The organism is Pseudomonas sp. 22526, assembly GCF_052044735.1.
GTDB lineage: Bacteria > Pseudomonadota > Gammaproteobacteria > Pseudomonadales > Pseudomonadaceae > Aquipseudomonas > Aquipseudomonas piscium.
This window is the reverse complement of record NZ_JBQENK010000009.1, coordinates 52,811-71,577: the sequence shown is the minus strand read 5'-3', so window position 1 is coordinate 71,577 and position 18,767 is coordinate 52,811. Positions and strand designations below refer to the sequence as shown.

Sequence of the window (18,767 nt, the reverse complement as noted above, 5' to 3'; positions counted from 1 at the left end):
GCTCTCTTTTTTGGATGCCTCCATGGAATTTCTGCTCTATCTGCTGCTGGGGGCCTGCGCGGGTGTATTGGCCGGCCTGTTTGGCGTGGGTGGCGGCATCATCATCGTTCCCGTGCTGGTGTTCAGCTTCACCCTGCAAGGTTTCGATCCGTCGATCCTGACCCACCTGGCGGTCGGTACGTCGCTGGCGACTATCATCTTCACCTCGGTCAACGCGGTTCGCGAACACCAGCGCAGGGGCGCGGTGCGCTGGCCGATCTTTGCCTGGATGACCCTGGGTATCCTGCTCGGTGCCGGGGTCGGGGCGCTGACGGCCGAAGCGATTTCCGGGTCGAACCTGCAGAAAATCATCGGTGTCTTTGCCCTGGTGGTCGCCCTGCAGATGACCCTGGACCTGCGGCCCAAGGCCAGCCGCGACGTTCCCGGCAAGCTCGGGCTGACCCTGGCCGGCAGTGTGATCGGCTGGGCTTCGGCGATTTTCGGCATCGGCGGCGGCTCGCTGACCGTGCCGTTCCTGACCTGGCGCAGCGTGCCGATGCAGCAGGCGGTGGCCACGTCCTCGGCCTGCGGTTTGCCGATTGCCGTGGCCAGTGCAATAAGTTTCATGATTCTGGGCTGGCATGATCCGTTGTTGCCGGCTCATAGTCTGGGTTTTGTGTATTTGCCGGCGCTGTTGGGCATAGCCCTGACCAGCATGGTCTTCGCCCGGTTCGGCGCGCGGTTGGCCCATCGGCTGTCGGCGCGCCTGTTGAAGCGCTTGTTCGCTGGCCTGTTGTTTGTGGTCGGCCTGACGTTCCTGCTCTGACAGGTTTCGCAATCCTGGCTTAATCCGCGCGTGGCATGGTCGCGGCGGAAATCGAGTTTCACTCTAACGAGGAGTCGCAATGCTGCCTTACCCGCAGATCGACCCGGTGGCCCTGGCCATCGGCCCGCTGAAAATTCACTGGTACGGCCTGATGTACCTGATCGGCATCGGTGGCGCTTGGCTGCTGGCGTCGCGCCGGTTGAACCGCTTCGACCCGACCTGGACCAAGGAGAAGCTCTCCGACATGGTGTTCTGGATGTCGATGGGGGTCATTGTCGGCGGGCGCCTGGGGTATGTGCTGTTCTACGACCTGAGCGCCTACCTGGCCAACCCGACGCTGATCTTCGAGGTCTGGAAAGGCGGCATGTCGTTCCACGGCGGTTTCATCGGGGTGATGCTGGCGGCCTTGTGGTTCGGCAAGAAGAACAACAAGTCGTTCTTCCAACTGATGGACTTCGTCGCGCCGATGGTGCCGATCGGCCTGGGCGCCGGGCGCATCGGCAACTTCATCAACGCCGAGCTGTGGGGCAAGCCGACCGACCTGCCGTGGGCGATGATCTTCCCGTCGTTCAGCGACCCGGCCCAGCTGCCGCGCCATCCGTCGCAGCTGTATCAGTTCGCCCTGGAAGGCGTGGCGCTGTTCCTCATCCTCTGGCTGTTCTCGCGCAAACCCCGCCCAACCATGGCGGTTTCCGGGATGTTCGCCCTGTTTTACGGTATTTTCCGTTTTATCGTCGAGTTCGTCCGGGTCCCGGATGCGCAGCTGGGCTATCTGGCGTGGAACTGGCTGACCATGGGCCAGGTGCTGTGCCTGCCGATGATCGTTGGCGGCCTGTTCCTGATCTGGTTGGCTTACCACCGCGCTCCAGCGGCACCGGCGGCGAAAGACGCCGCGCTCTAATTCGGATCGCAGGGCGCGAGCCCTGCCTTCAAGGACACAGGTAATACATGAAGCAATATCTCGATCTGGTCGCCCACGTCATCAAGAACGGCACCAAGCAGGCCAACCGCACGGGCGTGAACACCATCAGCTTTCCCGGCGCGATGCTGCGTTACGACCTGAAAGAAGGTTTCCCGGCGATCACCACCCGCAAGATGGCCTTCAAGTCGGCCATCGGCGAGATGTGCGGTTTCCTTCGTGGGGTGAACAACGCCGCCGAATTCCGTGCCCTGGGCTGCAAGGTCTGGGACCAGAACGCCAACGAAAACGCGCAATGGCTGGCCAACCCCTTCCGCCAGGGCGAGGACGACCTGGGTGAGATCTATGGTGTGCAATGGCGCAAGTGGCCGGCGTACAAGCAGATCCCCCTGAGCAACCCGGCCGCCATCGAGCAGACCCTGGGCCAGGGCTACCGGCAGATCGCCGAAGGCGAGGAAAACGGCCAGGCCTACGTGGTGCTGTACAAGGCCATCGACCAGGTGCGCCAGTGCGTCGACACCATCATCAAGGACCCGGGCAGCCGCCGCATCCTGTTCCACGGCTGGAACTGCGCCCAGCTGGATGAAATGGCCCTGCCGCCGTGCCACCTGCTGTACCAGTTCCACCCAAATGTCGAGACCAAGGAAGTTTCCCTGACCCTCTACATCCGCTCCAACGACCTGGGCCTGGGCACACCGTTCAACCTCACCGAAGGCGCGGCGCTGCTGAGCTTGATCGGTCGCCTGACCGGCTACACCCCGCGCTGGTTCACCTATTTCATCGGTGACGCCCACGTCTACGAAAACCACCTGGACATGCTCAACGAACAGCTCAAGCGCGAGCCGTTCCCGATGCCGAAGCTGGTGATTTCCGAGCGTGTGCCGGAGTTCGCCAAGACCGGCGTGTACGAGCCGGAGTGGCTGGAAAAGGTCGAGCCGAGCGACTTCTCGCTGGAAGGCTACGAGCACCACGCACCGATGACCGCGCCAATGGCGGTCTGACCCACCCTCTGTAGGAGCGAGCTTGCTCGCGATCAGCCGCCAGGCTGAGATTTGCGGTGCTCACCTTACCGCTATCGCGAGCAAGCTCGCTCCTACAAGGTTTGTCTAGTGGCCGTGGCTACGGCCCACATGAGAGCCCTCGGCTTCGCTGGGGGCTACCGAGCCGCTGACTTCCAGGCGCTGCAAAATCCCGCATTGATCCAGATCCGGCTCTTCGCTGCAGCGTTGGCGCAGGTCGAGCAGCTGTGTCTGCAAGGCCAAGAGCCCATCGATCCGCGCCTTGACGTGGTGGATATGCTCGTCGATCAGCGCGTTCACGCTCTGGCACTGGTCCTGTGGGCTGTCGCGCAGGTTCAGCAGGCTGCGGATTTCCTCGAGGGTCATGTCCAGGCTGCGGCAGTTGCGGATGAAGGTCAGGCGTTCGGTGTGAGCCTGGGTATACAGGCGGTAATTGCCTTCGCTGCGGGCCGGTTCCGGCAGCAGGCCTTCGCGCTCGTAGTAACGGATGGTTTCGACCTGACAGTCGGTCAGTTTCGCCAGCTCGCCAATTTTCATCGCGACAATCTCCGAAAGGGTGCTTGACCCTATAGTGGCTACAGGGTGTTCACTTGGCAACAGGCACCTTTTCGGACGCGACCTTATGAGCGATTCCCTGCACACCCACGGTAAGCCCGGCGCTGACGCCAAGCATGCTGGCCACGATCACGATCACGATCACGATCACGATCACGATCACGGCCATGGCGCAAAACTGCAGCCGGTGAAAAAACACGATCATGCTGGCCACGGCGGTTCCTGCTGCTCGTCGCCGTCGTTGGTCCAGTTGAGCGAGCCCCAGGCTGACAACCATGGCGATTCCTGCTGTGCGTCGGCCGCCGTGCCGTCGCTAGTCAAGCTCAGTACGGCGCCGAGCGCCAATGCGCGCCTGAGCAGCTTTCGCATCGAGGCCATGGACTGCCCGACCGAGCAGACGCTGATCCAGAACAAGCTGGGCAAGCTGGCGGGTGTGCAGCAGCTGGAGTTCAACCTGATCAACCGGGTGCTGGGCGTGACCCACGACCTGCAGGACACGGCCCCGATCATCGCCGCCATCAAGTCCCTGGGCATGGAGGCCGAGCCCATCGGCCTGGGCGGTGAGTCGGATGCCCCGGCCGCGGCGCCGGTGAAAAAGCACTGGTGGCCGCTGGCGCTGTCCGGTATCGGCGCGCTGGCCGCGGAAGTGATCCACTTCACCAGCGCCGCGCCGAACTGGGTGGTGGCGGTGATCGCCCTGATCTCGATCCTCAGCGGCGGCCTTGGCACCTACAAGAAGGGCTGGATCGCCCTGAAGAACCGCAACCTCAACATCAATGCGCTGATGAGCATCGCCGTGACCGGCGCCGTGCTGATCGGCCAGTGGCCGGAAGCGGCGATGGTGATGTTCCTGTTCACCGTGGCCGAGCTGATCGAGGCCAAGTCCCTGGACCGCGCGCGCAATGCCATCAGCGGTCTGATGCAGATGACCCCGGAACGGGTCACGGTGCAGGAAGCGGATGGCAGTTGGGTCGAACGGGAAGCGAAAAGCATCGAACTCGGCGCGCTGGTACGGGTGCGTCCGGGGGAACGCATCGGCCTGGATGGCGAGGTGGTGGCCGGCAGTTCGACCATCGACCAGGCGCCGATCACCGGCGAAAGCCTGCCGGTGGAGAAGACCCTGGGCGACAAGGTTTTCGCCGGCACCATCAACCAGGCTGGTTCCCTGGAGTACAGGGTGACCGCGGCGGCCAATAACTCGACCCTGGCGCGGATCATCCATGCCGTGGAGCAGGCCCAGGGCGCGCGCGCACCGACCCAGCGCTTCGTCGACAGCTTCTCGAAAATCTACACCCCCGCGGTGTTTGCCTTCGCCCTGGCCGTGGCAGTGATTCCACCATTGTTCATGGGCGCCGCCTGGTTCGACTGGATCTACCGCGCCCTGGTGCTGCTGGTGGTGGCGTGCCCCTGCGCCCTGGTGATTTCCACCCCGGTGACCATCGTCAGCGGCCTGGCCGCGGCGGCGCGCAAAGGCATCCTGATTAAGGGCGGGGTCTACCTGGAGGGCGGTTACAAGCTTGATTACCTGGCGCTGGACAAGACCGGCACCATCACCCACGGCAAGCCAGTGCAGACCGATTTCCTGTCCCTCGACCCGCTGGCGGACAGCAGCGCCCCGGCCATCGCCGCCAGCCTGGCGTCCCGTTCTGACCACCCGGTGTCCCTGGCCATTGCTAATGCGGCTGTGGATAAGCAGCTGAGCCTGCACCTTGTGGATAACTTCGAGGCCTTGGCCGGTCGCGGTGTGCGCGGGGAAATCAACGGCCAGCTCTATCACCTGGGCAACCATCGCTTGGTGGAGGAGCTGGGGTTGTGCTCGCCGGAGCTGGAAGAGAAGCTGTTCGCCCTGGAGAAACAGGGCAAGACCGTGGTGCTGTTGCTCGACAGCGCCGGTCCCCTGGCCCTGTTCGCGGTGGCGGACACGGTCAAGGAGTCCAGTCGCGAGGCGATCCAGCAGTTGCACGAGCTGGGCATCAAGACCCTGATGCTGACCGGCGACAACCCGCACACCGCCGAGGCCATCGCCGCCCAAGTGGGCATCGACCAGGCCCGCGGCGACCTGTTGCCCACCGACAAACTGCAAGCCATCGAAGATCTGTATGCCCAGGGGCACCGGGTCGGCATGGTCGGCGACGGCATCAACGACGCCCCGGCCCTGGCCCGCGCGGAGATCGGTTTCGCCATGGCCGCGGCGGGTACCGACACCGCCATCGAGACCGCCGATGTCGCCCTGATGGACGACGATCTGCGCAAGATCCCGGCCTTTGTCCGGCTGTCCCGCCAGACCTCGAACATCCTCGTACAAAATATCGCCCTGGCCCTGGTCATCAAGGCGATCTTTCTTGGGGTAACCTTCTTCGGGTTGGCCACCATGTGGATGGCTGTGTTCGCCGACATGGGCGTCAGTCTGTTGGTGGTCTTCAACGGTTTGCGCCTGTTGCGCAAATAGAGGATGAGCTGATGGGTAACGTGAGAATGCAGTGCTGAGTGCCGAGCTGAAGGCGTTTTACATGGTGGCCCGCCTGGGCAGCATCACCCTGGCGGCGAAAAAGCTCGGCCTGAGCCAGCCCACGGTGACCACCCAGATCCGCCATCTGGAAAGCCAGTATTCGGTGGAGCTGTTTTACCGGGGCGGTCGTCGTCTCAGCGTCAGCGAAGAGGGCGCCCGGCTGCTGCCGATGGTCAAGGCGCTGTTGCAGCAGGAAGCCGATATCGAGTTTTTCCTGCGCAACAGCGGCCAGCTGCAAGGCACCCTGCGGATCGCCGCCACGGCGCCTTATTACATCCTCGATCTGGTGAAGACCTTCCGGGAGCGCCTGCCCCAGGTGGAGGTGTCGGTGGAAATCGGCAACTCGCAGCAGGTCCTGGAATCGCTGGAGGAGTACCGGGTCGACATCGCCGCGTCCTCGCAATTGCTGGAGGACTCGCGCTTGATCCGCCGGGTGCTTGGCAGCGATCCGCTGGTGCTGGCGGTACATCGTAATCATCCGTTGGCAGCCCTCGATCACGTGCCCCTGAACGCCCTGGCCGGGCATACCCTGCTGATGCGCGAGCCGGGCTCCACCACCCGGCGCCTGACCGAAGAATTGCTCGACAGCGCTCGGGTCAGCTTCGGGCCGCTGCTGGAAATCGGCAGCCGCGAGTCGATCCGCGAGGCGGTGCTGCGCAATATCGGCATCAGCATCATTGCCCGCCAGGAAGTGCCCCACGATCCGCAGTTGCGGGTGCTGACCATAGAGAACGCGCCGCAGATCGCCGAGTACCTGTACTGCCTCAAGGAGCGCAAGGGCGCGCGCCTGCCGGCGGCCTTCCTTGGGTTGGCGCAGGAAATGGCGCCGGCCTGAATAGCCACCTGCTGCGCAGGTGACCGCGGGCAAGCCTCGCTCCTACAGAAGCCCCGTCGCACACGATCATCGCAAACGACCTGGCCCNGCCCCCGTAGGAGCGAGGCTTGCCCGCGAAGGCGTCGGAACGACTAGCACCGTACTCAACCCAAATCCGCCAATACCACTATCGGCAGCTTTTGCCTCACTGCCACAGTAACTACGCATTCACTCCCTAGGATGGCCTGCATCAGCTTGATGAGGTCCGTCCATGAACAACCCGATCGCAACTGCCCTGAGCAACCCCGGCGCGCCGATGAAAGTGCGCGGCATGCAGAAACGCTTTGGCGCTTTCACCGCGCTGGATAACGTCTCCCTGGACGTGGCGGCCGGCGAGCTGGTGTGCCTGCTCGGCCCGTCGGGCTGCGGCAAGACCACCTTGCTGCGCTGCATCGCTGGCCTCGAGCGCCAGGATCAGGGTGAGTTGTACCTGGGCAGCCGCGACGTCTCGCACCTGGCGCCCCAGGCCCGGGACTACGGCATCCTGTTCCAGTCCTATGCGCTGTTCCCCAACCTCAGCGTCGAAGCCAACATCGCCTATGGCCTGGCCGGCAGCGGCCGCGACGAAGTGCGCAAGCGCGTGGCGCAGATGCTGGAACTGGTGGGCCTGACCGGCAGCGAAAAGAAATATCCCGGCCAGCTGTCGGGCGGCCAGCAACAGCGGGTGGCCCTGGCGCGCGCCTTGGCTCCGGCGCCTTCGTTGCTGCTGCTGGATGAACCGATGTCGGCGCTGGATGCCCGGGTGCGCGAGCATTTGTGCACCGAACTGCGCCAGCTGCAGCGGCGCCTGGGCATCACCACCCTGATGGTGACCCACAACCAGGACGAGGCCATGTTGATGGCCGACCGCATCGCGGTGATGAACAACGGCAAGGTCGAGCAGTACGCCACGCCGCAGGAAATCTACGATCGCCCGGCCACTCCGTTCGTCGCCGAATTCGTCGGCCAGGGCAACTGGCTGCCGTTCCGCCGCAGCAGCGACAGCCACGCCCAGGTCGGCGGGATGAACCTGCGGCTGGCGGCCGACTCCGGCAAGGCGGCTTCGGGCCGGTTGTTCTGTCGCCCGGAGGCGATCAACGTCAACCCGCCGGTGCACGAGGAAAACCTGTTCCCGGCCAAGGTCCGGGAGATCACCTTCCTCGGCAACCGCTGCCGCATGAGTTTCGAGCTCAACGAGTTGCCCGGCCATCCGCTGCTGGCCGAGCTGACCCCGGAGGCCATGCCGCGCCTCGGTGCCCAGGACATCTGGGTCGCCTTGCCACCGCGCAGTCTGCAGGTGTTTGCCTGAGATGGCCGTTGACCTGACCCTGCCGCTACCCGCGAAACGGGCGCGCCAGGTTGCCCGTGCGGAAATCGGCGACCGTATCTTCGTGCTTGGCGGCAAGCTGGTGCTGCTTCTGCTGCTGGGCCTGGCGGTGCTGCTGCCGTTGCTGGCGATCTTCTGGCGCGGCTTCAGCGGCGAAGCCGGGCAGGGCGGTGGCCTGGTCGCCGCCCGCGAGCTGGTGACCAGCGCCAACTTCCACTGGCTGTTGGGCAACAGCCTGAAAGTCTCCCTCAGCGTCGCCGCCATAGTGGTGCCGCTGGCCTACCTGTTCGCCTATGCCCTGCAACGCACGCTGATTCCCGGCAAGGCAATCTGGCGCGGCCTGTCGCTGCTGCCGCTGATGGCGCCGTCGATGCTGCCGGGGATCGCCCTGGTCTATCTGTTCGGCAACCAGGGCATGCTGCGCGGGCTGCTCTCGGACAATATCTACGGCTTCTGGGGCATCGTCCTCGGCGAAGTGATCTACACCTTTCCCCACGCCCTGATGATCCTGCTGTCGGCCCTGTCCCTGGCCGATGCGCGGCTGTTCGACGCCGCGTCGAGCATGGGCGCCAGCCCGGCCAAGGCGTTTCGCAGCATCACCTGGCCGGCCACCCGGCAGGCGGTGTTCGCCGCGTTCTGCCTGGTGTTCACCCTGACCATCACCGATTTCGGCGTGCCTGTGGTGGTCGGTGGCGACTATCAGGTGCTGGCGCTGGAAGCCTACAAGGCCGTGGTCGGCCAGCAGCAGTTCGGCCGTGGTGCCCTGATCGGCATGGTGCTGTTGCTGCCGGCGCTGTTCAGCTTCGGCGTCGATGCCTGGCTGCGCCGCCGTCATGGCGACTCCATGAGCGGCCGGGCCCAAGTCTTCAAACCGGCGCCCTCTCGCGTGAGGGACGGCTGCTACCTGGCAATCGTCCTGCTGATCTGCGCGGCGCTGCTGCTGGTGTTCGGCATGGCGGTGTTCTCGTCGCTGGTGAAGTTCTGGCCCTATAACCTTTCGCTGTCGCTCAACCACTACCAGTTCAACGACACCGCCGGTGGCGGCTGGCTGGCCTATCGCAACAGCTTGACCATGGCCCTGTGCACGGCGCTGATCGGCAGCCTGCTGATCTTCACCGGCGCCTACCTGATGGAGAAGACTCACACCCAGCGCGGCCTCAACCTGGCGCTGCGCATGCTCAGTTTCGTGCCGATGGCGGTGCCGGGCCTGGTGCTGGGCCTGGGCTATGTCTTCTTCTTCAACCTCAGCGGCAATCCGTTGCATGTGTTCTACGGCAGCATGACCCTGCTGGTGGTGTGCACCATCGCCCACTACCTGACCACCGCGCAGATGACCGCCACCACTGCATTGCGCCAGCTCGACGCCGAGTTCGAGGCCGCCGCGCTGTCGCTCAAGGCGCCGCTGTATCGCCATTACCTGCGGGTCACCGTGCCGATCTGCCTGCCGGCGCTGCTGGATATCCTGCGCTACCTGTTCGTCTCGGCCATGACCACCGTCTCGGCGGCGATCTTCCTCTACAGCCCCGACACCATCCTCGCGGCGGTGGCGGTGCTGAACATGGACGACGCCGGCAACGTCGGCGGTGCGGCCGCCATGTCGACCCTGATCCTCTTTACCTCGGTGGGCGTGTCCCTGCTCCTGGCCTGGGCTTCGCGCGGCTTGCTGCGCCGCTCCCAGGCCTGGCGGCAGACCGCGCCCGGCCACTGAATCTGTCCAACCCCACTACCACAGAAAGGAACCGCACCATGTTCAAGCCCCTGGCTGTTGCCGCTGCTGTCCTCACTGCTTTCAGCATGAACGCCTTTGCCGCGAAGACCGAACTGACGGTCTATACCGCCCTCGAAGCCGAGCAACTGAAGAGCTACAAGCAGGCCTTCGAAGCCGCCAACCCGGACGTGGAAATCAAATGGGTGCGCGATTCCACCGGGATCATCACCGCCAAGCTGCTGGCGGAAAAAGCCCGGCCGCAGGCGGACGCGGTGTGGGGGCTGGCCGCCTCCAGCCTGGCGATCCTCGATCAGCAGGGCATGCTGCAAAGCTATGCGCCGAAGGACCTGGGCAAGATCGGGGTCAATTACCGCGACGCCGCCAACCCACCGGCCTGGGTCGGCATGGACGTCTGGGCCGCGACCATCTGCTTCAACACCGTCGAAGCCGAAAAGCAGGGCCTGACCAAGCCGGTGAGCTGGCAGGACCTGACCAAGCCTGAGTACAAGGGCAAGATCGTCATGCCTAACCCGGCCTCGTCCGGCACCGGCTTCCTCGACGTCAGCGCCTGGTTGCAGACCTTCGGCGAGAAGCAGGGCTGGCAGTACATGGACGACCTGCACCAGAACATCGGCCAGTACGTTCACTCCGGTTCCAAGCCGTGCAAGCTGGCGGCGGCTGGCGAATTCCCGATCGGCATCTCCTTCGAATACCCGGCCGTGCAGCTCAAGCGCCAGGGCGCGCCGCTGGACATCGTGCTGCCGAAGGAAGGCCTGGGCTGGGAAATCGAAGCCACCGCGGTGATCAAGGGCACCCCTCATGAAGAAGCCGCGAAGAAGCTTGCCGACTTCTCCGCCAGCCCCGCGGCTATGGAGCTGTACAAGGAAAACTTCGCCGTTCTGGCCCAGCCGGGGATCGCCAAGCCGCAGACCGAACTGCCGGCCGACTACGAGCAGCGCCTGATCAAGAACGACTTCGCCTGGGCCTCGAAGAACCGCGACGAGATCCTCGCCGAGTGGCGCAAGCGTTATGACGGCAAGTCCGAGAAGGTCGCCGCCAAGTAACCGCCAGACCGTTATCGCGGACGGCCTCGCTTCTACCGATGAAGGTGATCCGTAGGAGCGAGCGGGCGGCGATCCGACTTGCCCGCGATTCGACCTCGCCGAGGTCATCTCCCAAGGACCACACACATGAGCAACCACAACGACCTGCTGATCGTCGGCGCCGGCATCCTCGGGCTGTCCCATGCCTATGCCGCGGCCAAGCGCGGTTTGCGGGTCAAGGTTTTCGAGCGCAGCGCCACGCCCCTGGGCGCGTCGGTGCGCAATTTCGGCCAGGCCCTGGTGACCGGCCAGCCGCCTGGCGTGATGCTCGACCTGGCCAGGGCCAGCCGCGGCATCTGGGGCGACTGGGCCGAGTTGGCCGGCCTGCCGCTCAAGCGCAACGGCTCTTACCTGTTCGCCCGCACCGAGGCCGAAGAGCAATTGCTGCAGGCCTTCTGCGCCGGACGCGCGCGGGAATACTGTTACCGCGTCGAGCTGCTGCGCGGCGCGGCCTTGAACAATCTGTACGGCGGCCGCTTCCGCCATCATCGCGCGGCGCTGCATGGCCTGGACGACCAGCAGCTGTATTCCCGGGAAGCCCTGCCGATGCTGATCGACTACCTGCGCCGCGACCTGGGGGTGGAGTTTCATTTCTCCACCCTGGTGCGCGACATCGAGCCCGGCCAGTTGCACAGCACCGCCGGCAGCTTTCGCGCGGCGCAGATCCTGGTCTGTTCCGGGCATGACTATCAGACCCTGCTGGCCGAGCCGATTGCCGCGCTGGCGCCGCAGGTCTGTCGCCTGCAAATGCTCCGCGCCCGGCCCGAGGTGCAGCTGGACCTGCAACACGCACTGCTTACCGGCCTGAGCTGCGTGCATTACGGCGCCTTTGCCGACCTGCCTGAAGCGGCGGCGGTGCAGGCGCAGATCCTGCGGGATGCGCCGCACCTGCACGAAAACGGCATCCACCTGTTGATCAGTCCGACGCCCTATGGCGAGCTGATCATCGGTGATTCCCACCATTACGGCAGCGATCCCTCGCCGTTCAATGCTGAACAGGTGGACAACTGGATGCTCGAACTGGCCGAGCACACCCTGGGCTGCAAGGTGCAGGTGCTCGAGCGCTGGCAGGGGGTCTATGGCGCCCGCGGCCCGGGGCCGTTCTCGTTCCTGCGGCCGGCCGCCGGGGTCAGCGTGGCCCTGATGCACACCGGCGTGGGCATGAGCGTCGGTCCGGCCATGGCCGAGGGCAATATCGCCCGTTTGCTGGAGGAAGCCTGATGGGGCCTGAGCAGCGGATCGCCGAGGTGTTCGGCCTGTACGAGCGTTTTGGCGACAGCGACTACATCGGCGAGCCGGTGTCGCAGATCGAACACATGTCCCAGGCCGCGCAACTGGCCATGGCCGAGGGTTTCGACGACGAAGTGGTGCTGGCGGCGTTCTTCCACGATATCGGGCATATCTGCGTGCAGGATGCCGAGAACATGGGCGGTTTCGGCGTGGTCAGCCATGAGCGGCTGGGCGCGGACTACCTGCGTCGCGCCGGCTTCAGCGAGCGCCTGGCGCGGCTGGTGGAATACCACGTGCAGGCCAAGCGTTACCTGACCTTCAAGGAACCGGGCTACTACCAGCGGCTCAGCGAAGCCAGCCGGCGCACCTTGGAATACCAGGGCGGAGTGATGAACGCCGAAGAGGCCCACGCCTTCGAGCAGGACCCGCTGTGCGCGGTCAGCCTGCGTCTGCGCCATTGGGACGAACAGGCCAAGGAGCTGTGGGTGCCGGTGATGGATTTGCAGGTGCTCAAGGACAAGGCGGTGCGGTTGTTGGCTGCCTGACCCTGTGCTGTCTGGACGATAGTTATCGCGGGCAAGCCTCGCNCCCGCGATGGCGTCCGCGAGAACAGCGCCGACCTAATCCCCGACCACCAGCTTCTGCGCCAACACCTCGATCTGCTCCTGGCGCTCCGCCTGGCTCAGCCGCGGCGCCGGGTTGAGGGACGACCACTGCGGATGGGCGCGGGCCTTGTTCAGCGCCTCCGGCAACTTGCCCTCGCGCCAGCTCTGGTCCTGGGGCGTGGCCAGCTGGATGCTGCCCAGCGCCGCATGACCGCGCACATTCAGCGCCTGCACCAGTTGCCGTTGGCGCAGGGCCAACAGGCGCAGCACGCTGTCGTCCAGGGTCAGCTCGCGCTGGCCCTTGAGCTTGCCCAGCAGGCGGCCGCCGTAGTTGCGGGCGGTTTGCAGCGCGCCACCGGCGATCGCCCCGGCCAGGGCCGCCGCGCCCAGGGTCAGGCCGCCCACCAGCAGATCGACGCCAGCCCCGGCCGCCGCGCCGGCGGCGATCCCGCCGCCGACCCGGACCCCCAGTTGCTTGAGGGTTTCCGGGTTGAACAGGTCATCGCCCCAGCGTCCGTCGAGCAGCGGCACATCGCTGGCGGCGGCATCCTGCGGGCGGAAGGCGTAGAGCTTGAGCAGTGCCTCGACGCAGCGTTGTTCGCGCTGGCGCACGGCCTTGCGCAGTTCGCCGATGGCCTGCTGTTCCTGCTCGACCTCGCTGACCACACTGCGCCGGCAGGCGGCGCAATCGATCAGCAGTTCGGCGATCAGCCGCGCGGCGCTTTGCTGGCGGGCCAGGCGCTGCGCCTGCTGGTCGGCGATCAGGCGTTCCAGCTGCGGCCGCGAGCTTTCCAGAAGCAACGCCAGGCTTTCATACAGCCGCCGCTCGCCGTCCTCCGGCGGCGCCACGCTGTCGAACCGCACCAGCGCGTGCAGGCCCAGGCGGGCCAGGGCTTCGCGCCAGTCCGGCTCGCGGTGGTTGGCGCTGCTGACGAAGTTCAGCACTGGCAGCAGCGGCTTGCCGCAGCTGGCGAGGACTTCCAGTTCGTCGCGGTACTTGGCCAGTACCGGTTCGCGGGCATCGATCACATACAGCCCGGCGTCGGAGTCCAGCAGCTGGCGCAGCACCTTGGCTTCCTGCTCGAAACGCTGGCGCGCCTCGCTGCCTTCGAGAAACCGCACCAGGCGGGCCGGGCCGTCCAGGCGCTCGCCGGGGTGCTCCAGGCGTTCCAGGTAATCGAGCAGGGCGATGGCGTCTTCCAGGCCGGGGGTGTCGTACAGGTCGAGCAGCGGTTCGCCGTCCACCGACAGCCGCGCGCCCTCGACATGGCGAGTGGTGCTGGGGCGATGGGAGACCTCGCCGAACCCCACATCCCGAGTCAGGGTGCGCAGCAGGGAGGTCTTGCCGACGTTGGTGTGGCCGACCACCGCCAGCTTCAACGGCGGTTTGCGAGGATCAGTCATGCCCGGTCTCCAGCCAGTTCAGCGGCACGCAATCGGCGAACGGCAGCTCCAGTTGTTGCAAGGCTACGTGCCAGTCACCCAGGCGTTCGGCATCCAGCGCCTGGCCCGGCGGCGCCTGCAACAGCCAGACCCGGGTGGCGCTGGCGCTGCGGGCCAGCTCGGCGATCAGCGCCAGGCTGCCACGGTCCGGCGAGCGCCGCGGATCGCAGGCGATGGCCAGGCGCGCCGGCGGAAAGCGGCTCATCTGTTCCAACAGCTTGTGCCGGGATTCGCGGCTGTCGAGGATGCCGGCGTCTTTCACCGTGGCTGGCAACTGCGGTGGCCAGGGGCGCTGGTCGTCCAGTTCGATGGCCACCAGCAGGGCGCCATCGCTGTCCTGCGCGCTGACGCCGCCTTCGATACGGTGCAGCAAGTCGGGGGCGGCATCGTTGATCCCCAGGCGCTCGCTGCTGGGCATCAGCGCTTCGCGCAGCTGGCTGTAGCCGGGGAGGTTGAGGTCCAGTTGCAGGCGCGCCTGCCCGTGCTTCCAGCACCAGCGACAGAACAGCATCAGCAGCAGGCGCGGCAGCACCCCGTAAATGATCAGCGAGGCCACCAGCCAGACGGCCCAGGACTGGCGCACCAGCTCGGTGTTGTAAACATCCCGGGTGCTGGCGTGGATCATCTCTACAGTCGGTACGCCGAAACCTATGGCACGGGGTATGGCCGCGAGGGCGTTGGTCATTGCCACGAACGCATCCGCGCCCAGCAGGGTGCTTTCCCAATAGAACCCGTAGCGCCGGGTGATCAGCAGCATCAGCAGGATCGCCACGGCGCTGAGCAGGGCCAGCAGCCACAGGCCGTTGACTAGGGTGCCGATGGCCCAGCGATTGAGTTTGCGCCGTTGCAGCAACAGCAGCAGGGCCGGCGCCAGCTGCGCGGCCTTGGCATCGCGGGCAAGTTTGGCGCTGAGCCACAGCCACAGGCGGCCGAGGCTGGCGCCCTGTTCGCCGGCGAACAGCAGGCCCAAGGCCCAGCCCAGCAGCAGAAGCAGGTTGAGGCCGAGCAGGCTGCCCAGGGCCCAGAACACATTGACCGGCGCCTGCCCGTTACCCAGGGCGGCGAAGGCCAGGCCGGCGCCGCTGACGATGGCCAGCAGCGCCAGCAGCATCAGCGCCAGGCGCGCGCCCTGGACCCAGTGGCGCAGGGCGGCGGCCAGGCCGTCGCGTTCGGCCAGCCACAGCGCGCGGTACTGGAGGCGGCTTGCCAGATCGCCGCCAGCGGTGCGCGCCAGGCGATTGGCTTCCTGGTCCTCCAGGGCGCCGGCGTGTTCTTCACGCAGGCGTACGGCTTCGGTGAGCCAGAGTCTTTCCAGTGGGGTCAGTGCTGTCACGCGTCATTCCGTTGCTCAAATGAGGGGTGAGCATAACCGCTGTCACGCCTGTCGGGGTACGTTGCGGGGCATCGAGCCTCTGGTATCCTCGCCGGCATGAAAAAATCTCTCCCTCTCAGCCTGATCGCGGCCCTCGGTGAAAACCGCGTGATCGGCGTCGACAACAGCATGCCCTGGCACTTGCCGGGGGATTTCAAATACTTCAAGGCCACCACCCTGGGCAAGCCGATCATCATGGGTCGCAAGACCTGGGATTCGCTGGGGCGTCCGCTGCCCGGGCGGTTGAATATAGTGGTCAGCCGCCAGGCCGACCTGCGGCTCGAAGGCGCCGAGGTGTTCCCGTCGCTGCAAGCCGCGGTGGCGCGTGCCGAGGAGTGGGCGCTGGAGCAGGGCGTCGCCGAGCTGATGCTGATCGGCGGGGCGCAGCTGTATGCCCAGGGCCTGGAGCAGGCCGATCGCCTGTACCTGACGCGCGTGGCGCTGAGCCCGGAGGGCGATGCGTGGTTTCCGGAGTTCGACCTGAACCAGTGGCAACTGGTGTCGAACGTGCCGAATCCAGCGGAAGGGGACAAGCCGGCCTACAGCTTCGAGGTGTGGGAGAAGCGTTAAAAGCATCGCGGGCAAGNNCCCGCGATAGCGATCTAAAGGGCGCCGCGTTTAAGCCTGCGCCAGCTCCGCATGCTCATCGGCATCGAGCTTTTCCTTGTCGGTCTGCTGCATGATCTGGCTGGTGATCGCCCCGGCGGTCATCGAACCGCTGACGTTCAGCGCAGTACGGCCCATGTCGATCAGCGGCTCCACGGAAATCAGCAGCGCCACCAAGGACACCGGCAAGCCCATGGCCGGCAGCACGATCAGCGCGGCGAAGGTCGCGCCACCGCCTACCCCGGCCACACCGGCCGAACTCAAGGTCACTATCGCCACCAGGGTCGCGATCCACAGCGGGTCCAGCGGGTCGATGCCCACGGTCGGGGCCACCATCACCGCCAGCATGGCCGGGTACAGGCCGGCGCAGCCGTTCTGGCCAATGGTCGCGCCGAACGAAGCGGCGAAGCTGGCGATGGACTGCGGAATGCCCAGGCGGCTGGTCTGCGCCTCGATGCTCAGCGGGATGGTCGCGGCGCTGGAGCGGCTGGTGAAGGCGAAGGTCAGCACCGGCCAGATCTTGCGGAAGAAGCGCAGCGGGTTGATCCCGGCCAGCGACACCAGCAGGCCGTGAACCACGAACATCAGGCCCAGGCCGATGTACGACACCACCACGAAACTGCCGAGCTTGATGATGTCCTGCAGGTTGGAGCTGGCGACCACCTTGGTCATCAGCGCCAGCACGCCGTAGGGGGTCAGCTTCATCACCAGGCGCACCAGGCGGGTGACCCAGGCTTGCAGGGTGTCGATGGCGTTTACCACTTTCTGGCCCTTGTCGGCGTCGTCCTTGAGCAGTTGCAGGGCGGCGATGCCGAGGAAGGCGGCGAAGATCACCACGCTGATGATCGAGGTCGGCTTGGCCCGGGCCAGGTCGGCGAAGGGGTTCTGCGGAATGAACGACAGCAGCAGCTGCGGGATATTCAGGTCGGCGACCTTGCCTGCGTAATCGCTCTGGATCACCTGCAGGCGAGCCATTTCCTGAGTACCGGCCACCAGCCCTTCGGCGGTCAGGCCGAACAGGTTGGTCAGGGCGATGCCGATCACCGCGGCGATGGCGGTGGTGAACAGGAGGGTGCCGATGGTCAGGAAGCTGATCTTGCCCAGGGACGAGGCGTTGTGCAGGCGCGCCACGGCACTGAGGATCGAGGCGAACACCAGCGGGATCACGATCATCTGCAGCAACTGCACGTAACCGTTGCCCACCAGGTCGAACCAACCGATGGAGGTTTTCAGGATAGGGTTGCCGGCACCGTAGATGCTGTGCAGGGCAACACCGAAGACCACGCCCAGCACCAGCGCCAGCAGGACCTTCTTGGCCAGGCTCCAGGTGGTGTGACGGGTTTGTGCCAGGCCCAGCAGCAAGGCGAGGAACACCAGCAGATTGAGGATCAGCGGCAGGTTCATTAAGGCTCCATAAGACTTGTGCCAATCGCTTATGACTGCGATTGCGAACCGGCAAGCCTAACAGCTTGATATCTAATGAATTAATATCAAAAACGCATTGAGACTGTCGTTTTTGGAATAAGCCGCTGACGCTCAGGCACATGCCGGTGGCGGAATCAGGACGCGGGCGGTCGCCCACAGGCGAGGATTGTCACAGCGATTTGTTAGCGTCGATCTCTTTAAATCAGGGAGAAAACGCCGATGAAACTCGCTCCGAAATTTCTGGTTGCCGCACTCTGCCTGGGCCTTGCCGGCCAGGTTCTCGCCACCGACTTGAAGCACTGGCCCGCGGACCAGGCCAAGCAACTGGACGCGATGATCGCGGCCAATGCCAACAAGGGTAACTACGCGGTGTTCGACATGGACAACACCAGTTACCGCTACGACCTGGAAGAGTCGCTGCTGCCGTTCATGGAGAACAAGGGCCTGATCACTCGCGAGACCCTCGACCCCTCCCTGAAGCTGATGCCGTTCAAGGACACCGCCGAGCACAAGGAAAGCCTGTTCAGCTACTACTACCGCCTCTGTGAAGTCGACGACATGGTCTGCTACCCCTGGGTCGCGCAGGTGTTCTCCGGCTTCACCCTCAAGGAACTCAAGGGTTATGTCGATGAGTTGATGGCTTCGGGCAAACCGGTGCCGGCCACTTACTTCGAAGGCGACGTGGTCAAGAACACCGAGATCAATCCGCCGAAAATCTTCACCGGCCAGAAAGAGCTGTACAACAAGCTGATGGAGAACGGCATCGAGGTCTACGTGATGACCGCCGCCTCCGAGGAATTGGTGCGCATGGTCGCCTCCGATCCGAAGTACGGCTACAACGTCAAGCCGCAGAACGTCATCGGCGTGACCACCCTGCTCAAGGACCGCAAGACTGGCGAGCTGACCACCGCGCGCAAGCAGATCACCGCCGGCAAATATGACGAGAAGGCCAACCTCGGCCTGGAACTGACCCCTTACCTGTGGACCCCGGCGACCTGGATGGCCGGCAAGCACGCGGCGATCCTGACCTACATCGACGAGTGGAAAAAACCGGTGCTGGTGGGCGGCGACACCCCGACCAGCGACGGCTACATGCTGTTCCACGATGTCGACGTGGCCAAGGGCGGCATCCACCTGTGGGTCAACCGCAAGGACAAGTACATGGCCCAGATCAACGGCATGATGGCCAAGCACGCCGCGGCCCAGGCCAAGGAAGGGCTGCCGGTGACGGCGGACAAGAACTGGGTGATCGTCAAGCCGGAGGACATTCAGTAACAGCGGGTTGAAT

At 65.1% G+C, this 18,767-nt stretch carries 17 protein-coding genes; 12 read left to right on the top strand and 5 right to left on the bottom strand.

Going from position 1 to position 18,767, the window contains the following annotated elements; all coding sequences use genetic code 11:
* Positions 1–22: 22 nt before the first annotated feature.
* The 3 genes from ACTJKT_RS15350 to ACTJKT_RS15340 all read left to right on the top strand — a co-directional run bounded on the left by ACTJKT_RS15350 (position 23) and on the right by ACTJKT_RS15340 (position 2,725).
* Entirely contained in the window at positions 23–805 is a 783-nt protein-coding gene (locus ACTJKT_RS15350; protein WP_440787677.1) for a sulfite exporter TauE/SafE family protein, read from the top strand.
* Between the two features lie 79 nt (positions 806–884).
* Complete coding sequence (lgt, locus tag ACTJKT_RS15345; RefSeq protein WP_440787676.1) at positions 885–1,706, top strand: prolipoprotein diacylglyceryl transferase; 822 nt, start codon at positions 885–887, stop codon at positions 1,704–1,706.
* A gap of 47 nt (positions 1,707–1,753) precedes the next feature.
* Positions 1,754–2,725 carry a thymidylate synthase gene (locus tag ACTJKT_RS15340; RefSeq protein ID WP_440787675.1) on the top strand — a complete coding sequence of 324 codons (972 nt, stop codon included), beginning with the start codon at positions 1,754–1,756 and terminating at the stop codon, positions 2,723–2,725.
* A gap of 105 nt (positions 2,726–2,830) precedes the next feature.
* Here the strand turns inward: ACTJKT_RS15340 and cadR are convergent, their stop codons facing one another.
* Positions 2,831–3,280, bottom strand: coding sequence for a Cd(II)/Pb(II)-responsive transcriptional regulator (cadR, locus tag ACTJKT_RS15335; RefSeq protein ID WP_097306584.1), 450 nt, complete (start codon positions 3,278–3,280; stop codon positions 2,831–2,833).
* A gap of 49 nt (positions 3,281–3,329) precedes the next feature.
* Positions 3,330–3,575 (bottom strand): hypothetical protein, encoded by a 246-nt coding sequence (locus ACTJKT_RS15330; protein ID WP_440787674.1) that lies wholly within the window; start codon positions 3,573–3,575, stop codon positions 3,330–3,332.
* Positions 3,576–3,602: 27 nt separating this feature from the next.
* Between ACTJKT_RS15330 and ACTJKT_RS15325 the strand changes: the two genes are divergently transcribed.
* The 7 genes from ACTJKT_RS15325 (at position 3,603) to ACTJKT_RS15295 (ending at position 12,573) form a co-directional block, all read left to right on the top strand.
* Entirely contained in the window at positions 3,603–5,747 is a 2,145-nt protein-coding gene (locus ACTJKT_RS15325) for a heavy metal translocating P-type ATPase (RefSeq protein ID WP_440787673.1), read from the top strand.
* 31 nt (positions 5,748–5,778) lie between these two features.
* Complete coding sequence (locus ACTJKT_RS15320; protein ID WP_025807134.1) at positions 5,779–6,642, top strand: LysR family transcriptional regulator; 864 nt, start codon at positions 5,779–5,781, stop codon at positions 6,640–6,642.
* Between the two features lie 250 nt (positions 6,643–6,892).
* Positions 6,893–7,969 carry a putative 2-aminoethylphosphonate ABC transporter ATP-binding protein gene (locus tag ACTJKT_RS15315; RefSeq protein ID WP_440787672.1) on the top strand — a complete coding sequence of 359 codons (1,077 nt, stop codon included), beginning with the start codon at positions 6,893–6,895 and terminating at the stop codon, positions 7,967–7,969.
* A gap of 1 nt (position 7,970) precedes the next feature.
* A complete protein-coding gene (locus tag ACTJKT_RS15310) occupies positions 7,971–9,695 on the top strand; it encodes a putative 2-aminoethylphosphonate ABC transporter permease subunit (RefSeq protein WP_440787671.1) in 1,725 nt (574 codons plus the stop codon).
* Between the two features lie 38 nt (positions 9,696–9,733).
* Positions 9,734–10,759 carry a putative 2-aminoethylphosphonate ABC transporter substrate-binding protein gene (locus ACTJKT_RS15305; protein ID WP_097306587.1) on the top strand — a complete coding sequence of 342 codons (1,026 nt, stop codon included), beginning with the start codon at positions 9,734–9,736 and terminating at the stop codon, positions 10,757–10,759.
* A gap of 126 nt (positions 10,760–10,885) precedes the next feature.
* Positions 10,886–12,019 (top strand): TIGR03364 family FAD-dependent oxidoreductase, encoded by a 1,134-nt coding sequence (locus ACTJKT_RS15300; RefSeq protein WP_440787670.1) that lies wholly within the window; start codon positions 10,886–10,888, stop codon positions 12,017–12,019.
* Positions 12,019–12,573: a phosphonate degradation HD-domain oxygenase gene (locus tag ACTJKT_RS15295; RefSeq protein ID WP_440787669.1), complete on the top strand. Its 555-nt coding sequence runs from the start codon at positions 12,019–12,021 to the stop codon at positions 12,571–12,573. Before ACTJKT_RS15300 ends, ACTJKT_RS15295 begins: the two co-directional genes overlap by 1 nt.
* A gap of 75 nt (positions 12,574–12,648) precedes the next feature.
* Here ACTJKT_RS15295 and ACTJKT_RS15290 read toward each other — a convergent pair whose 3' ends face one another.
* Complete coding sequence (locus ACTJKT_RS15290) at positions 12,649–14,037, bottom strand: GTPase/DUF3482 domain-containing protein (RefSeq protein WP_440787668.1); 1,389 nt, start codon at positions 14,035–14,037, stop codon at positions 12,649–12,651.
* Positions 14,030–15,409 carry a DUF2868 domain-containing protein gene (locus tag ACTJKT_RS15285; protein WP_440787667.1) on the bottom strand — a complete coding sequence of 460 codons (1,380 nt, stop codon included), beginning with the start codon at positions 15,407–15,409 and terminating at the stop codon, positions 14,030–14,032. Before ACTJKT_RS15285 ends, ACTJKT_RS15290 begins: the two co-directional genes overlap by 8 nt.
* Before the next feature lie 96 nt (positions 15,410–15,505).
* Here ACTJKT_RS15285 and ACTJKT_RS15280 point away from each other — a divergent pair, with 96 nt between their 5' ends.
* Entirely contained in the window at positions 15,506–16,018 is a 513-nt protein-coding gene (locus ACTJKT_RS15280; protein ID WP_440787666.1) for a dihydrofolate reductase, read from the top strand.
* Between the two features lie 48 nt (positions 16,019–16,066).
* Here ACTJKT_RS15280 and ACTJKT_RS15275 read toward each other — a convergent pair whose 3' ends face one another.
* The gene (locus ACTJKT_RS15275; protein ID WP_440787665.1) at positions 16,067–17,458 is read right to left on the bottom strand and encodes an L-cystine transporter; all 1,392 of its coding nucleotides are present in this window, start codon (positions 17,456–17,458) and stop codon (positions 16,067–16,069) included.
* 240 nt (positions 17,459–17,698) lie between these two features.
* Between ACTJKT_RS15275 and ACTJKT_RS15270 the strand changes: the two genes are divergently transcribed.
* Positions 17,699–18,754 carry a phosphorylcholine phosphatase gene (locus tag ACTJKT_RS15270; RefSeq protein WP_025807147.1) on the top strand — a complete coding sequence of 352 codons (1,056 nt, stop codon included), beginning with the start codon at positions 17,699–17,701 and terminating at the stop codon, positions 18,752–18,754.
* Positions 18,755–18,767 lie beyond the last annotated feature (13 nt).

Bases quoted from the DNA above. Each gene is read 5' to 3' on its own strand.
- ACTJKT_RS15350 (WP_440787677.1), top strand. From the start codon at position 23: ATGGAATTTCTGCTCTATCTGCTGCTGGGGGCCTGCGCGGGTGTATTG.
- lgt (WP_440787676.1), top strand. From the start codon at position 885: ATGCTGCCTTACCCGCAGATCGACCCGGTGGCCCTGGCCATCGGCCCG.
- ACTJKT_RS15340 (WP_440787675.1), top strand. From the start codon at position 1,754: ATGAAGCAATATCTCGATCTGGTCGCCCACGTCATCAAGAACGGCACC.
- cadR (WP_097306584.1), bottom strand. From the start codon at position 3,280: ATGAAAATTGGCGAGCTGGCGAAACTGACCGACTGTCAGGTCGAAACC.
- ACTJKT_RS15330 (WP_440787674.1), bottom strand. From the start codon at position 3,575: ATGGTTGTCAGCCTGGGGCTCGCTCAACTGGACCAACGACGGCGACGA.
- ACTJKT_RS15315 (WP_440787672.1), top strand. From the start codon at position 6,893: ATGAACAACCCGATCGCAACTGCCCTGAGCAACCCCGGCGCGCCGATG.
- ACTJKT_RS15310 (WP_440787671.1), top strand. From the start codon at position 7,971: ATGGCCGTTGACCTGACCCTGCCGCTACCCGCGAAACGGGCGCGCCAG.
- ACTJKT_RS15305 (WP_097306587.1), top strand. From the start codon at position 9,734: ATGTTCAAGCCCCTGGCTGTTGCCGCTGCTGTCCTCACTGCTTTCAGC.
- ACTJKT_RS15300 (WP_440787670.1), top strand. From the start codon at position 10,886: ATGAGCAACCACAACGACCTGCTGATCGTCGGCGCCGGCATCCTCGGG.
- ACTJKT_RS15295 (WP_440787669.1), top strand. From the start codon at position 12,019: ATGGGGCCTGAGCAGCGGATCGCCGAGGTGTTCGGCCTGTACGAGCGT.
- ACTJKT_RS15290 (WP_440787668.1), bottom strand. From the start codon at position 14,037: ATGACTGATCCTCGCAAACCGCCGTTGAAGCTGGCGGTGGTCGGCCAC.
- ACTJKT_RS15280 (WP_440787666.1), top strand. From the start codon at position 15,506: ATGAAAAAATCTCTCCCTCTCAGCCTGATCGCGGCCCTCGGTGAAAAC.
- ACTJKT_RS15275 (WP_440787665.1), bottom strand. From the start codon at position 17,458: ATGAACCTGCCGCTGATCCTCAATCTGCTGGTGTTCCTCGCCTTGCTG.
- ACTJKT_RS15270 (WP_025807147.1), top strand. From the start codon at position 17,699: ATGAAACTCGCTCCGAAATTTCTGGTTGCCGCACTCTGCCTGGGCCTT.